The sequence below is a fragment of the Streptomyces albus subsp. albus genome (genome assembly GCF_000725885.1).
GTDB classification, from domain to species: Bacteria; Actinomycetota; Actinomycetes; order Streptomycetales; family Streptomycetaceae; genus Streptomyces; species Streptomyces albus.
Map to the genome: position 1 here is coordinate 193,323 of NZ_JODR01000001.1, position 15,192 is coordinate 208,514.

The 15,192-nt window shown below is 70.4% G+C and carries 9 protein-coding genes; 6 read left to right on the forward strand and 3 right to left on the reverse strand.

From position 1 onward, the window contains the following. Window positions 1–204: 204 nt before the first annotated feature. Window positions 205–1,335: a lipid II:glycine glycyltransferase FemX gene (locus tag IO40_RS0100795; protein WP_016472080.1), complete on the forward strand. Its 1,131-nt coding sequence runs from the start codon at window positions 205–207 to the stop codon at window positions 1,333–1,335. 63 nt (window positions 1,336–1,398) lie between these two features. Then, window positions 1,399–2,430 carry an alanine racemase gene (locus IO40_RS0100800; RefSeq protein WP_016472079.1) on the forward strand — a complete coding sequence of 344 codons (1,032 nt, stop codon included), beginning with the start codon at window positions 1,399–1,401 and terminating at the stop codon, window positions 2,428–2,430. Window positions 2,431–2,504: 74 nt separating this feature from the next. On the opposite strand, the gene IO40_RS0100805 is transcribed toward IO40_RS0100800, so the two are convergent. Together IO40_RS0100805 and IO40_RS0100810 are read right to left on the reverse strand one after the other, a co-directional pair. Then, window positions 2,505–3,587: an inositol-3-phosphate synthase gene (locus IO40_RS0100805; protein ID WP_016472078.1), complete on the reverse strand. Its 1,083-nt coding sequence runs from the start codon at window positions 3,585–3,587 to the stop codon at window positions 2,505–2,507. Window positions 3,588–3,637: 50 nt separating this feature from the next. Beyond that, window positions 3,638–4,306, reverse strand: a complete 669-nt coding sequence (locus tag IO40_RS0100810; RefSeq protein WP_031174641.1) for a PadR family transcriptional regulator — start codon at window positions 4,304–4,306, stop codon at window positions 3,638–3,640. Between the two features lie 396 nt (window positions 4,307–4,702). On the opposite strand from IO40_RS0100810, the gene IO40_RS0100815 reads away from it, so the two are divergent. From IO40_RS0100815 to IO40_RS0100825, 3 genes are all read left to right on the forward strand, one after another. Further along, a complete protein-coding gene (locus IO40_RS0100815; protein ID WP_031174642.1) occupies window positions 4,703–7,369 on the forward strand; it encodes a transglycosylase domain-containing protein in 2,667 nt (888 codons plus the stop codon). 470 nt (window positions 7,370–7,839) lie between these two features. Next, entirely contained in the window at window positions 7,840–9,378 is a 1,539-nt protein-coding gene (locus IO40_RS0100820) for a glycosyltransferase family 87 protein (protein ID WP_031174643.1), read from the forward strand. A 224-nt stretch (window positions 9,379–9,602) separates the two neighbouring features. Further along, window positions 9,603–10,949 carry an MFS transporter gene (locus IO40_RS0100825; protein WP_016472074.1) on the forward strand — a complete coding sequence of 449 codons (1,347 nt, stop codon included), beginning with the start codon at window positions 9,603–9,605 and terminating at the stop codon, window positions 10,947–10,949. On the opposite strand, the gene IO40_RS0100830 is transcribed toward IO40_RS0100825, so the two are convergent. Continuing rightward, window positions 10,915–12,414 carry a CCA tRNA nucleotidyltransferase gene (locus IO40_RS0100830; RefSeq protein WP_397611683.1) on the reverse strand — a complete coding sequence of 500 codons (1,500 nt, stop codon included), beginning with the start codon at window positions 12,412–12,414 and terminating at the stop codon, window positions 10,915–10,917. The two genes, IO40_RS0100825 and IO40_RS0100830, sit on opposite strands and share 35 nt — an antisense overlap. Window positions 12,415–12,679: 265 nt before the next feature. On the opposite strand from IO40_RS0100830, the gene IO40_RS0100835 reads away from it, so the two are divergent. Then, a complete protein-coding gene (locus tag IO40_RS0100835; protein WP_031174645.1) occupies window positions 12,680–15,169 on the forward strand; it encodes a DUF6049 family protein in 2,490 nt (829 codons plus the stop codon). The last annotated feature ends 23 nt before the right edge of the window (window positions 15,170–15,192 follow it).

Consider the following 15,192-nt stretch of genomic DNA (forward strand, 5'->3'; position numbering starts at 1 on the left):
CCCGGCGGGGCCCCGGCGGTGCGCCGGCCGGGCGCCGACGGGGCACGGGCGGTACGCCGGCGGTGCCGCAGCGGTACGCCGGCAACGCGCCGGCGGGGCCGCGGAATGCGCCCCGGCCCGCCCGGCCCTGGGCCGAACGGGGCGTTGCGGGGCACAGTAGGCTTCCGGCGAGCATCTCTCAGTTCGCCGGAGGAGCGTCCCGCCATGAGCCTGACCCTGAGGACCATCAGCCGAGAGCAGCATCTGGCGTATATCCAGAGTCTGCCGTCGGCCAGCCACTGTCAGGTGCCCGCCTGGGCGGATGTCAAGAACGAATGGCGCTCGGAGAACCTGGGCTGGTTCGACACCCGCACGGGTCAGATGGTGGGTGCCGGGCTCGTGCTCTACCGGCAGCTGCCGAAGGTCAAGCGGTATCTGGCGTACCTGCCCGAGGGCCCGGTGATCAACTGGTTCGCCCCCAATCTGGACGAGTGGCTGCGCCCGATGCTGGACCACCTCAAGAAGCAGGGCGCCTTCTCCGTGAAGATGGGCCCGCCCGTGGTGATCCGCCGCTGGGACGCCGCCGCCATCAAGAAGGGCATCCAGGACCAGGACGTCAAGCGGCTGCGGGACATCGAGGCCACCCACATCGAGCCGCGGGCCTTCGAGGTCTCGGACAAGCTGCGCCGGATGGGCTGGCAGCAGGGCGAGGACGGCGGCGCCGGCTTCGGCGACGTCCAGCCGCGCTACGTTTTCCAGGTGCCCCTGGAGGGCCGCTCCCTGGAGGACGTCCACAAGGGCTTCAACCAGCTGTGGCGGCGCAACATCAAGAAGGCCGACAAGGCCGGTGTGCAGGTCGTGCAGGGCAACATGGCCAACCCGTACGACCTGGACGAGTGGCAGCGGCTGTACGAGATCACCGCGGAGCGCGACAAGTTCCGGCCGCGTCCCAAGGCGTACTTCCAGCGGATGTGGAACGTCCTGAACGCCGAGGACCCGCACCGGATGCGGCTCTACTTCGCCGAGCACGAGGGCGAGCGGATCTCGGCGGCCACGATGCTCATCGTCGGCGGCCACGTGTGGTACTCCTACGGCGCCTCCGCGAACCACAAGCGGGAGGTGCGGCCCTCCAACGCGATGCAGTGGCGGATGCTCCAGGACGCCTACGCGCTGGGTGCCAGCGTGTACGACCTGCGCGGCATCAGCGACTCCCTCGACGAGAACGACCATCTCTTCGGCCTCATCCAGTTCAAGGTGGGGACGGGCGGGCAGGCGGCCGAGTACCTCGGTGAGTGGGACTTCCCCCTCAACAAGCTGCTGCACAAGGCGCTCGACATCTACATGTCGCGGCGCTGAGTCCCGCCGCGGCGGCTGCCTCCCGTACCCCCCGACTAGACCCAGAAAGGTTCCGTACCGGCCATGGCGCTCTCCCTCTATGTCGACACCGATCGCTGGCGGGCGCACCAGCAGGCGGTGATTCAGCAGTTCCCCGGGATCGTTCCGGTCTGCAAGGGCAACGGTTACGGCTTCGGCCACGAGCGTCTGGCCGAGGAGGCCACCAAGTTCGGCGCCGACATCCTGGCCGTCGGGACGACGTACGAGGCGGCCCGCACCAAGGACCTGTTCAGCGGTGACCTGCTGGTGCTGACCCCCTTCCGCAAGGACGAGGAGCCGGTGCCGCTGCCGGACCGCGCCGTCCGTTCCGTCTCCTCGGTGGAGGGCGTGGGTCTCATGCGCGGGGCCCGCGTCGTCATCGAGGTGATGAGCAGCATGAAGCGGCACGGGGTGACCGAGCAGGACCTGCCCCGGCTGCACGCGGCGATCGACGAGGTGCGGCTGGAGGGCTTCGCCATCCATCTGCCGCTGGACCGCACGGACGGTTCGGACGCGGTGGAGGAGGTCATCGCCTGGATGGACCGGCTGCGCGCCGCCCGGCTGCCGCTGCACACGATGTTCGTCAGCCACCTCAAGCCGGAGGAGTTCGCCCTTCTCCAGCAGCAGTTCCCGCAGACCCGGTTCCGCGCGAGGATCGGCACCCGGCTGTGGCTGGGCGACCACCGGGCCACCGAGTACCGGGGCGCGATCCTGGACGTGACGCGGGTGGCCAAGGGTGACCGGTTCGGCTACCGGCAGGCCAAGGCGCCGGGCGACGGCTGGCTGGTCGTCGTCGCGGGCGGCACCTCGCACGGGGTGGGCCTGGAGTCCCCCAAGGCGCTGCACGGCATGACGGACCGCGCCAAGGGCGTGGCCCGCGCCGGACTGGCCACCGTGAACCGCAATCTGTCCCCGTTCGTGTGGGCCGGCAAGCAGCGCTGGTTCGCCGAGCCGCCGCACATGCAGGTCTCCATCCTGTTCGTCCCGTCGGACGCCCCGGAGCCGCACGTGGGTGAGGAGCTGACCGCCATCCTGCGGCACACCACGACGACGGTGGACCGCACCGTGGACCGCTGACCGGCCGCGCATGCGTGAGGGCCCGGCAGGTGCGCACCTGCCGGGCCCTCACGCATGCGGTCGGGGGAACGCCGTCAGCGCTCCACCTTGCCGTCGATGAAGTCCTGCACGTTCTGGCGGGCCACATCGTCGAAGTACTGGACGGGCGGGGACTTCATGAAGTAGGAGGACGCCGAGAGGATCGGGCCGCCGATGCCGCGGTCCTTGGCGATCTTCGCGGCGCGCAGCGCGTCGATGATGACACCCGCCGAGTTCGGCGAGTCCCACACCTCCAGCTTGTACTCCAGGTTCAGCGGCACGTCACCGAAGGCGCGGCCCTCCAGCCGGACGTAGGCCCACTTGCGGTCGTCCAGCCAGGCGACGTAGTCGGAGGGGCCGATGTGCACGTTGTCGGCGCCCAGGTCGCGGTCCGGGATCTGGGAGGTGACGGCCTGCGTCTTGGAGATCTTCTTCGACTCCAGCCGCTCCCGCTCCAGCATGTTCTTGAAGTCCATGTTGCCGCCGACGTTCAGCTGCATCGTGCGGTCCAGGATGACGCCGCGGTCCTCGAACAGCTTGGCCATCACCCGGTGCGTGATGGTCGCGCCGACCTGCGACTTGATGTCGTCGCCGACGATCGGCACACCGGCGGCGGTGAACTTGTCCGCCCACTCCTTGGTGCCGGCGATGAAGACCGGCAGCGCGTTGACGAAGGCGACGCCCGCGTCGATGGCGCACTGCGCGTAGAACTCGACCGCGGTCTGGGAGCCGACCGGCAGGTAGCAGATCAGCACGTCGGCCCGGGCGTCCTTGAGCGCCTGGACGACGTCCACGGGCTCGGCGTCGGACTCCTCGATGGTCTCGCGGTAGTACCGGCCCAGGCCGTCGTAGGTGTGGCCGCGCTGGACGCTGACGCCGGTGGGCGGCACGTCGCAGATCTTGATGGTGTTGTTCTCGCTGGCGCCGATCGCGTCCGCGAGGTCGAGTCCGACCTTCTTGCCGTCGACGTCGAAGGCGGCGACGAACTCGATGTCGCGCACGTGGTAGTCGCCGAACTGGACGTGCATCAGGCCCGGGACCTTGCTGCCCGGGTCGGCGTCCTTGTAGTACTCGACGCCCTGCACCAGCGATGCGGCGCAGTTGCCGACGCCGGCGATGGCTACGCGAACCGAACCCATTCCGGTTGCTCCCTGTGTGTTCTCGCTGAGGCCGCGCCAGGCGCGGGACCTCATCTGTCGGTGTTGTCGGACGGACCCGGCGCGGGACGGTCCGGACGGGTCTCGCGCGCCGGGCGCCCCGTGTGCTCGTCGCTCTTCCGCTCGCTCCCCTTGCGTTCGCTCTCGATGAGCTCGGTGAGCCAGCGGACCTCGCGCTCCACGGATTCCATGCCGTGGCGCTGGAGTTCGAGCGTGTAGTCGTCGAGGCGCTCGCGCGTACGGGCCAGGGAGGCGCGCATCTTCGCGAGCCTCTCCTCCAGCCGGCTGCGGCGTCCTTCCAGGACGCGCATCCGTACGTCGCGCGAGGTCTGGCCGAAGAAGGCGAAGCGGACACCGAAGTGTTCGTCCTCCCACGTATCGGGACCCGTCTGGGAGAGCAGGTCCTCGAAGTGCTCCTTGCCTTCGGCCGTAAGCCGGTAAACGATCTTCGCCCTGCGCCCGGCGAGCGAGCCCGCCTGGGCGCGCGCGGACGGGGACGTCTCCGGTCGGCCACTGTGCTCCTCCACCAGCCAGCCGCGCTGCACCAGCGCCTTGAGGCAGGGGTAGAGGGAGCCGTAGCTGAAAGCTCGGAAGACGCCGAGCGAGGTGTTGAGCCGCTTGCGCAGCTCGTAACCGTGCATGGGGGACTCACGGAGCAGTCCGAGCACGGCGAATTCGAGGACGCCGGAGCGTCTGCTCATCGTCCGCCACCTCCGTCCGCTTCCGGTCGTCCCGCACGTGGCCGGGCACGTGTCCCGGCCGGTGTCTCGCTCTGATGTATCGACTCGATACATCCCGACGATAGAACGGCCCTTCGGGAGCGACAAGAGGGGGACAGGTGAAGGGACGTACATCACCGATTCACCGCAGCTGCTTTGCGTCGATTGAGGCGAATACGGCCTAAGAGGCGTTTTGGAGCTGCGTAGTCTGTCGGCTGTGCAGACCACCGGGAACCGTGCGACGTACAGAAACGTCCTCGTCCTGGGTGCAGTGCGTGCGGGCGGGGCAAGGCCGTCGTCCCCGCGCACTCGGGGGGACCAGAAGCCAACTGCCACCTTCAGGCGCTACGCCCGCCTGCCCGAGGAGTAACTGTTCCAATGAGCGGAAACCGTCGAAAGCCGCCGCAGGGGCGCGGCCGTCGCGCGGCACAGCCGCCACCGTCTTCCGGACGCCGGGCGGCACAGCGCGGCGGGGGGCACACACCGGCCTCCAACCCGGGCGACGCCTACGGCAGGAGCGAGCCGGGCGCGTACGGGGGCCGCGCCGCCGCCCGGCGAGCCGCCCAGGGAGGCGGACGGCGACGGGCCGCCGCGGCGGCCAACGCCCAGACCGGCCGGCGCGGACGCGGACGTGCGCCCGAGCGCAAGCGGTTCATCGATTACCCGCGCGCGGGCAAGTACGGGGTACGGCGCTGGCTGCCGTCCTGGAAACTGCTGACCGGGCTCTGCCTCGGCGGCCTCGCCCTGCTGGTCGGCCTGGTGGGCATCGGACTGCTGATCGTGCAGGTGCCCAACGCAAAGGCCGCGGCGCAGCAGCAGAAGAACGTCTACTACTGGGACGACGGCACGCAGATGGTGGTGGCCGGCAAGGGCGACCGCAACCGGCAGGTCGTCGACATCAAGGAGATCCCCGCGTCCATGCAGTGGGCGGTGATCGCCGCGGAGAACGAGTCCTTCTACCAGGACAGCGGTGTCGACCCGATGGGTATCGTCCGCGCGCTCGGCCGGATGGCGATGGGCGGCGAGACCCAGTCGGGCTCCACCATCACCCAGCAGTACGTGAAGAACACCTACCTCGACCAGTCGCAGACCATCTCGCGAAAGGTCAAGGAGCTGCTGATCTCCATCAAGGTCGACGCCAAGATGGACAAGAAGGACATCCTCGCCGGCTATCTGAACACCGGCTACTACGGTCGTGGCGCCTACGGCATCCAGGCCGCGGCCCAGGCGTACTACGGCAAGGACGCGGTCGACCTCAGCGCCAGCCAGAGCGCGTTCCTGGCCGCGACGCTCAACGGCCCCAACCTCTACGACCCGGCGGGCGGCATCGGCTCGGCGGCGACCAAGGAGAAGAACCTCAAGCGGGCGGAGGCCCGGTGGTCCTGGACGCTGGACCGCGAGGTGGCCATCGGCCGGATGCACAAGTCCACCCGCGACCGGATCAAGGCCGAGGGCTTCCCGATGCCCCGTGAGCCGCAGAAGGCCACCGAGCTGAAGGGGCAGATCGGTTATCTGGTCGACCTGGCCGACAACTACGTCGTCAGCGCCACCAAGGACAGCAGCCACCCCATCACCAAGCGCCAGCTGGAACTGGGCGGGTACCGCATCCACACGACCTTCAACAAGAAGAAGATCGACCAGATGGAGAAGACGGTCGCTCAGGTCAAGAAGGCCAACATCGACCCGAAGGCCCGCAAGCGCGACAAGTACGTGCAGTTCGGCGGCGCCTCCGTCAGACCGTCGGACGGTGCCATCAAGGCCGTCTACGGCGGCGAGAACGCCATCACGCACTTCACCAACAACGCCGACTACACCGGTGTGCAGGTGGGCTCCACCTTCAAGCCGTTCGTCATGGCAGCGGCCATGCGCGACGGCGTCCGCGACCCCAAGGGCCCCGTCGAGCAGGGGCCGGACACCCGCACCCGGGTCTCGCCCAAGAGCATCTACGACGGCGACAACAAGGTGAAGCTGCGGGACTACAACGGGACCGTCTGGCACGACAAGGACGGCAAGGAGTGGCACCAGCGCAACGACGGCGACGAGAGCTACGGCGACATCTCGTTGCGCACCGCGATGCAGCACTCGGTCAACACGCCGTTCATCCAGCTCGGCATGGACGTCGGCCTCAGCAAGGTCAAGCAGGCGTCGCTGGACGCCGGTGTCAATGAGGACAGCCTCGCCAAGACGACCCCGACCTTCTCCCTGGGCACCTCGGCGCCCAGCGCCATCCGGATGGCCAGCGCGTACGGCACCTTCGCCGAGGACGGGACCCAGACGGACCCGTACTCGGTCACCAAGGTCGAGCGGAAGGGCGTGCAGGTCTACAAGCACACCAAGAAGACCAAGAACGCCTTCGAGCCGGCCGTCGCGCACAACGTCACCAACATGCTGGAGACCGTGGTCCAGAAGGGCACCGGTACCACCGCGAAGGCGCTCGGCCGCCCCGCGGCGGGCAAGACGGGTACCACCGACGACAACAGGTCGGCCTGGTTCACCGGCTACACCCCGCAGCTGTCGACCTCGATCGGCATGTGGCGGGTCAACGACAAGGCCAAGTCCCAGCGCTTCTTGTCCATGTACGGCGTGGGCGGCGAGAAGCAGATCCACGGTGCCTCGTTCCCGGCCGAGATCTGGACGAAGTACATGAAGGAAGCGCTGGAGGGGACCCCGGTCAAGTCCTTCCCGCCGCCGGAGCCGATCGGCGAGAAGATCTACGGGGACGGCGCGAGCCCCGACCCGACGCACACCGAGACGGCCACCACGCCGCCGCCGAGCCAGGACCCCACCGACGACGAGTCCCCCTCCAAGGAACCGTCCGACGAGCCGTCCACCACGCCGCCGCCGAGCAAGTCGAGCTGCCCGCCGCTGGACCCGTCGTGTGATGACGACGATGACGGTGGCAACAAGCCACCGAACGGCGGCAGCGACAACGGAGGACCCGGCGGAGGACCCGGCGGTGGTCCGGGTGGCGACGACGGGGACACCGGCGACAACGACGACGGACCCGGCCAATGGTGGGGCGGGCCCAACGGCCGGAGAGAGTGAGCAGGACAGCCGTCCCACGACGGCACAGCTGAGGGAAGGCCCCCGGCGCGGACCACGCGCCGGGGGCCTTCGCGTGGGAGCGCGCGGACAGGGGCGTCCGCGTCCGAGCCCGTGAGGGCGGCGTTCACGTCCGGTCTGTGAGGGGGCCGTTCGCGTACGAGCCCGCGTGGGAGGCGTCCGGGTGGGAGGGCGCTGTGAGGGAGGTGTTCGCTCGTGGACCCGTTGCAGGAAACGTTCGCCTGCGGGCGCACGCAGCAGACTTTCGCCTGCCGACCCACGCAGCAGACGTCCGCGCGACAGGCCGTGCCGGTGCCTCCGCGGTGGGAGCGCGCGCCAGGGCAGGCGGCCCCTGGGGGCCGGAGCGCGGGCCCCATCCGGCGGGCTGCGGTCACGTCGGCGTCTTCCTCTTCCGCATTCCTCGGCCGGGCGGGTGCCGGGTTCGTACGGTGCCGTGCGGCAGGATGAGGGCCATGACGAGCGCCCCCACCGCCCGGAATTCCTCAGAACCGTCCCGGCCCGCCGCGGAAGGCGACTCCCCGGACACGTCCTTCCCGGTCCGCCCCACCGACCAGGACGAGGTGGCCGCCGCGGCGAGCGAAGTGGTCGGCGGGCGCGCGGGACGGCGCGCCCTGCACGGCAGCGGCTGGTGGACTCCGGTCCGCGCGGTGGTCGCGGTCGCCCTGGGGATGTTCGCGCTCGGCATGCTCCAGAAGGTGCCCTGCCTCGACGACGCCTGGTTCTCCGGTCAGACGGCGCAGTACGTCCACGCCTGCTACTCCGACATCCCGCACCTCTACACCGGCCGCGGCTTCGCCGACGGACTCCTGCCGTACTTCGACCACCTCCCCGACCGGATCTCCGGCGGTATGGAGTACCTCGAATACCCGGTGCTGACCGGTGCGTTCATGCAGATCGCCGCGATGCTGACGATCGGCGGGGACTCACTGCGCCAGGACCAGCAGCTCTACTGGGTCGTCAATTCCGTGATGCTGATGGTGTGCACGGCGGTGCTGGTGGTCTGCGCCGTACGCACCCACCGCAACCGTCCCTGGGACGCCATGCTGGTCGCCCTCGCGCCCGCCCTCGCCCTGACGGCCACCATCAACTGGGACCTGCTGGCCGTCGCCATGACGGCCGCAGGCATGCTCCTGTGGTCCCGTTCGCGCCCGCTGGCGGCCGGCGTGCTGATCGGTCTGGCGACGGCGGCGAAGCTCTACCCGGTGCTGCTGCTGGGGCCGCTGCTGGTGCTGTGCTGGCGGGCCGGCCGGTGGGGTGCCTTCTTCCGGGCGGCCGGCGGCGCCGCCCTCTCCTGGCTGGTGGTGAACGTACCGGTGATGGTGCTGGCGCCCGACGGCTGGGCGAAGTTCTACACCTTCAGCCAGGAGCGGCCGGTGGACTTCGGCTCCCTGTGGCTGGTCATCCAGCAGCGCACCGGGAACCCGCTCGGTGACGCCAATGTGTACGCCATCATCCTGATGGTCCTGGGCTGCGCCGGTATCGCCGCCCTCGCCCTGTGCGCACCCCGCAGGCCCCGGTTCGCCCAGCTCGCCTTCCTGGTGGTCGCGCTGTTCATCCTGACCAACAAGGTCTACTCCCCGCAGTACGTGCTGTGGCTGATCCCGCTCGCCGCGCTGGCCCGCCCCAAGTGGCGTGACTTCCTCATCTGGCAGGGCTGCGAAGTGCTGTACTTCGTGGGCATCTGGATGTACCTCGCCTACACGGGGAGCGGGGACAAACGGCAGGGGTTGCCCGAGGACGGCTACCAACTGGTCATCCTCGCCCATCTGTTGGGCACCCTGTTCCTGTGTCTGATGGTGGTCCGCGACGCACTGCGGCCCGAGCACGACCCGGTACGCCGCGACGACGGCTCCGACGACCCCGGTGGCGGTGTCCTGGACGAGGCACCCGATGTCTTCACCCTCGGCGCCCGGACCGCCACTCCGAAGCTCCAGCGTTCCACTCCCCAGCCGGCGCGGAACGTCGTGCGGTGGGGCACGGCACGGGAATGAGTACGTGGCCCTGCGTGCCGTCGCGGCGCGGCACGGGAATGAGCGCGCAGGTCGAACCAGCCGTCCAACTTGCCCTCCCGCAACTCGGTCGCGGCGCGGCACGGGAGTGAGCACGCAGGACCATGCGTCCCGGCCCGGCGCGGCACAGGAGTAAGTAAGGGGAGCACGCGTGATGTTTCACGTGAAACCGCCGGAGTCCGGCACCGCTGTGTGAGGCTGTTCCCATGTCCGTCGCCCGTGACCTGCGCGCTCTGCTCCGCTTCCCCGACTTCCGGAAGCTGCTGACGGTACGACTGCTCTCGCAGCTCGCCGACGGCGTCTACCAGGTCGCGCTGGCGGCGTACGTCGTCTTCTCCCCCGAGAAGGAGACCTCTCCCGCCGCCATCGCCTCGGCCCTGGCCGTACTGCTGCTGCCCTACTCGCTCCTCGGCCCCTTCGCCGGCGTCCTGCTGGACCGCTGGCGCCGGCGGCAGGTGCTGTTCTTCGGCAATGTGCTGCGTACGGTGCTGGCCTCGGTCACCGCAGCCTTCGTCCTCGGCGCCGTCCCGGACTGGCTGGTGTTCCTCTCCGCGCTCACCGTCACCGCCGTCAACCGCTTCGTCCTCGCCGGACTGTCCGCCGCCCTGCCCCGCGTGGTGGACGGCGAACGCCTCGTCCTCGCCAACTCGATCTCCCCGACCGCCGGCACCCTGGCCGCGACCCTCGGCGGCGGTGTCGCCTTCGTGGTGCGCTTCCTCGCCCCCGGCACCGGCCGCTCCTCCGACGCCCTCGTCCTGCTGACCGGTGCCGGGATCTACCTGCTCAGCGGTCTGGCCGCACTGCGGCTGGGCAAGAACCAACTCGGCCCCGACCCCTCCGAGGTCCAGCCCAGGGTGCTGGCCGCCGTGGCGAGCACCGCCCGCGGACTGCTGGCAGGGATGCGCCACCTCGGCGCCCGCCCCACCGCCGCGTACGCCCTGGGGGCGGTCACCCTGATGCGGTTCTGCTACGGGGCGCTCACCGTGACGGTGCTGATGCTGTGCCGGTACGCCTGGAACGGTGCCGACTCGGCCGAGGGCGGGCTCGGGCTGCTCGGTCTCGCCCTCGGTCTTTCCGGGCTCGGCTTCTTCGCCGCCGCCGTGCTCACCCCCGCCGCGGCCGGACGGCTGGGGGTCTTCCGCTGGATGGCACTGTGCGCGGGTGCGGCGGCGGTGCTGGAACCCGCGCTGGGGCTGCCGTTCGCACCGGTGCCGACCCTGACCGCCGCCTTCGTGCTGGGGCTGGTCACCCAGGCGTCGAAGATCGCCACCGACACCGCCGTGCAGACCTCGGTGGACGACGCGTACCGGGGCCGGGTCTTCTCCCTCTACGACATGCTCTACAACGTCGCCTACGTCGGGGCCGCCGGTGTGGCCGCGCTCATGCTGCCGCCCGACGGCCGTTCCGCCGCGGTCGTCCTCGGGGTCGCGGTGCTGTACGCGGTCATCGCCCTCGCCGTCCTCCGTGTTTCACGTGAAACAACCACGCTCGGCGGGGGCGGGGAACAGTCGGAGCCGGTCAGCCCTGCTGCTGGGCCGCCCACCACTTCCTGAGCTCCGCCACCGCGGCATCGTGCCCCAGCGGCCCGTGCTCCAGTCGCAGCTCCAGCAGGTGCTTGTACGCCCGGCCCACCGCGGGGCCCGGCTTGATGCCGAGTTCCCGCATGATGTCGTTGCCGTCCAGATCGGGACGGATCGCGTCCAGCTCCTCCTGCTCCTTGAGCCGCGCGATGCGCTCCTCCAGCCCGTCGTACGCCCGGGAGAGGGCCTGGGCCTTGCGCTTGTTCCGCGTGGTGCAGTCCGAGCGGGTCAGCTTGTGCAGCCGCTCCAGCAGCGGGCCGGCGTCCCGTACGTAGCGGCGCACCGCCGAGTCCGTCCACTCGCCGGTGCCGTAGCCGTGGAAGCGCAGATGCAGCTCGACCAGCCGGGAGACGTCCTTGATCATCTCGCTGGGGTACTTGAGCGCGGTCAGCCGCTTCTTCGCCATCTTGGCGCCTACCACTTCATGGTGGTGGAAGGAGACCCTGCCGTCCTTCTCGAACCGCCGGGTCTTCGGCTTGCCGATGTCGTGCAGCAGTGCCGCGAGCCGCAGCGTCAGGTCGGGACCGTCGTCCTCCAGGTCGATGGCCTGGTCCAGCACGGTCAGTGAGTGCTCGTAGACGTCCTTGTGCCGGTGGTGCTCGTCCCGCTCCAGCCGGAGCGCGGGCAGCTCGGGCAGCACCCGCGCGGCGAGCCCGGTGTCCACCAGCAGCCGCAGCCCCTTGCGGGGCCACCGCCCCAGCAGCAGCTTGTTGAGCTCGTCCCGCACCCGCTCCGCGGAGACGATCTCGATCCGGTCCGCCATCTGCGTCATGGCGGTCACGACCTCCGGCGCCAGATCGAAGTCGAGCTGGGCGGCGAACCGCGCGGCCCGCATCATCCGCAGCGGGTCGTCGGAGAAGGAGGACTCCGGCGTCCCCGGCGTACGCAGCCGGCGGGCGGCCAGGTCCTCCAGGCCGCCGTGCGGATCGACGAACTGCTTCTCCGGCAGCGCGACGGCCATCGCGTTGACCGTGAAGTCGCGGCGGACGAGGTCCTCCTCGATGGTGTCGCCGTAGGAGACCTCCGGCTTGCGCGAGGTGCGGTCGTACACCTCCGACCGATACGTCGTCACTTCCAGGACAAAGTCCGACTTCTTGATCCCCACGGTGCCGAAGGCGATACCGACCTCCCACACCGCGTCCGCCCACGGCCGCACGATCCGCAGCACGTCCTCGGGCCGCGCGTCGGTGGTGAAGTCGAGATCGTTGCCGAGCCGGCCCAGCAGCGCGTCCCGTACCGAGCCGCCGACCAGCGCCAGGCGGTACCCGGCCTCCCGGAAGCGGCGTGCGAGCTCGTCCGCCACCGGCGAGACCCGCAGCAGCTCGCTGACGGCACGCCGCTGCACCTCGCTCAACTGCTCGGCCACCGGACGGTCGGCTGGCGGCGTCGAGGGCGCGGCGGAGGGCTTGTCCTGGCTGTCACTCATGGCGTTCGGCACAGCAGCACAGGGTACGTTGCCACGGCCCGGCGCGGTGCGCCCGTGCCCGGGGGAGGCCCGGCGGACGCATTGGTGATCTTGTAAGGGACGGCGCGGCACTTCCGCCCTCCGGGCATCGTTACCATCAGGGATCCAGAACGGGGACCGCACCACCAGTACGGCATCGAGTACGGCATCAGTACGGCAGCACAAATCCGCACGATCCAGTACGGCACCACCCAGTACGGCACCACCCAGCACCAATCGACGACGGACAGACGACGGGATGGACGAGCGCGTGGCCGAGGCGGCTGAGAGGCAGGCTCCCCCTGGCCGGAGGGGGACGAACCGCTGGAGGCGCCGCGCCACGGCGCTCCTCCTCGCCGCGCTCCCCGCCCTCGGGAGCACCCTCCCGGCGGCGGCCCCCGCCACCGCGGCGCCCGCCTCCCCGACGGCCGCACAGAGCACCACGGCCCAGTCCGCGGCCCACCGCGCCACCACGCAGGCGGCGGCCGGCCGGACGGCCGCCACAACAGCCGCTGCGGCGCTCCAGGGCACCGGCTCCCGCAGCGCCCGCGTCTCCGTGAACGAGGTCACCCCCGCCGTCCCCGCGGCCGGCGACACCCTCACCCTCAGCGGCACCGTCACCAACACCAGCGGCAGCACGCTGAGCCACCTGGAGATCGCCCCCCGAATCGGCCCCACCCTCGGCTCCCGCAGCGCCATCGAGCAGGCCGGGCGCCGGCAGGGCTATCTGTCCAGCGCCGACGGCACGGAGGTGTCCGGCGGGCACCGGGTGAAGCTCTCCGGGCTCGCCCCCGGCATCACGAGGTCCTTCGCGCTGAAGATCCCCGTCAGCGATCTGCACCTGGGGGCCGACGGCGTCTACCAGCTCGGCGTCTCCCTCACCGGGCAGACCCGCACCCGCCCATACCCGCAGGTGCTCGGCATCGGCCGCACCTTCGTGCCCTGGCACAAGAAGAACACCGCGTCCCGGACGCGGATCACCTACCTGTGGCCGCTGATCTCCAAGCCGCATGTGACCGCCCGCACCCAGTCCGACGAGCAGCAGACGCCGGTCTTCCGCGACGAGTCGCTGGCCAAGGAGCTGGCCCCCGGCGGGCGCCTCCAGGAGATGCTCGAACTCGGCAAGGACCTGGACGTCACCTGGGTGATCGACCCCGACCTGCTGGCGAGCGTCGACATGATGGCGGGCCGCTACCGGGTGCTCAAGCCCGGGGGCACCCCGGACGACACCGTCGCCGGCAAGGGCCAGGAGTACGCGCAGCACTGGCTCGACGAGCTCCAGCGGGCGGTCCGCGGCAAGGACGTCGTCACCCTGCCGTTCGCCGACCCCGATCTCGCCTCGCTCGCCCACCGCGGGACGACCGTGCGCGGCGCGCTCGGTTCGCTGAGCCACGCCACGACGCTGGCCCGGAACACGGTCGAGACGGTGCTCCACGTGAAAGCGAACACCGACTTCGCCTGGCCCTACGAGGGCGCCGTGGACACCTCCGTCGTGGACGTGGCCACCTCGGCCGGGGCCCACAACGTCATCGCCCGCAGCGACAGCGTCCGCGACCCGGGCCTCTCCTACAGCCCGACGGCCGCCCGGCCCATCGGCAGCGGCACCACCGCGCTGGTCGCGGACGCCCGGCTGTCCACCGCCTTCGAGGGCGACCTGTCCCGGGCGGGCGCCTCCTCGCTGGCCGTGCAGCAGTTCCTGGCGCAGTCGCTGGCGCTCGCCGACCAGGCGCCCTCCCGTACCCGCAGCATCGTCGTCGCCCCGCAGCGCATGCCGAGCGTCTCGCAGGCGCAGGCGATGGCGGCCGGTGTGAAGGCGCTCAGCGACAGCAGCTGGGCGGGCACCGCCGACCTGACGGACGCCGCGGAGGCCACGCCCGACCCGCGCGCCCAGCGCCGGATGCCCGCCCCGTCCTCCTACCCCGCCTCGCTGCGCCGCAGCGAGCTGCCCACCGCCGCCTTCGAGCAGGTCCGCAAGACGAAGGAGGGGCTGGACGACTTCAAGGCGATCCTCGACACCCCCGAGCGCGTGATGCCGCCCTTCAGCACCGCCATAGACCGTGAGGTCTCCAACGCCTGGCGGGACCACAGCGGAAGCGCACGCGACTACCGCGACTCCGTGGAGGAGTACCTGCTGGAGCTGCGCGGTGCGGTGAAGCTGATCAAGAAGTCGGACATCACGCTCTCCGGCCGTGAGGCCACCATCCCCGTGACGGTCCAGAACAACCTCGCCCAGGGAGTGGACGGGCTCGTCCTGGAGCTGCGCTCCAGCCGGGTCGGTCTCGATGTGGGCGACCGCAAGCGGGTCAAGGTCGACGGGGAGCACACCCAGTCCCTGAAGTTCGACACCACCGCCAAGAACAACGGCCGCGCCTACGTCTACGCCCAGCTCTACACCGAGGACGGCGAACCGTACGGCAAGGTGATGCGGTTCCAGGTGAACGTGACCTCCATCACCTCCACCGTGCTGCTGGTGATCGCCGGCGGAGTGCTGCTGATCGTGCTGGCGGGCATCCGGATGTACACCCAGCGCAAGCGCTCCGGCCCGGCACCGGACCCGGACGCACCCCTGGAGGAGCCGGACGGCGAGGAAGACGGCGACGGCAAGGACGGTGACGCCCCCGCCGAGGAGCCGGACGAGGACCGGCAGGAGAAGGCCGACGGCACGGCCACGGCCGGGTCCGGCGAGGGGGACGACACCGTACGGGAAAACGACAACCCCCCGGCCACGGGTGAGAAAGTGGACCGTTGACGCATCCGGGCGAGCAGGGGCAG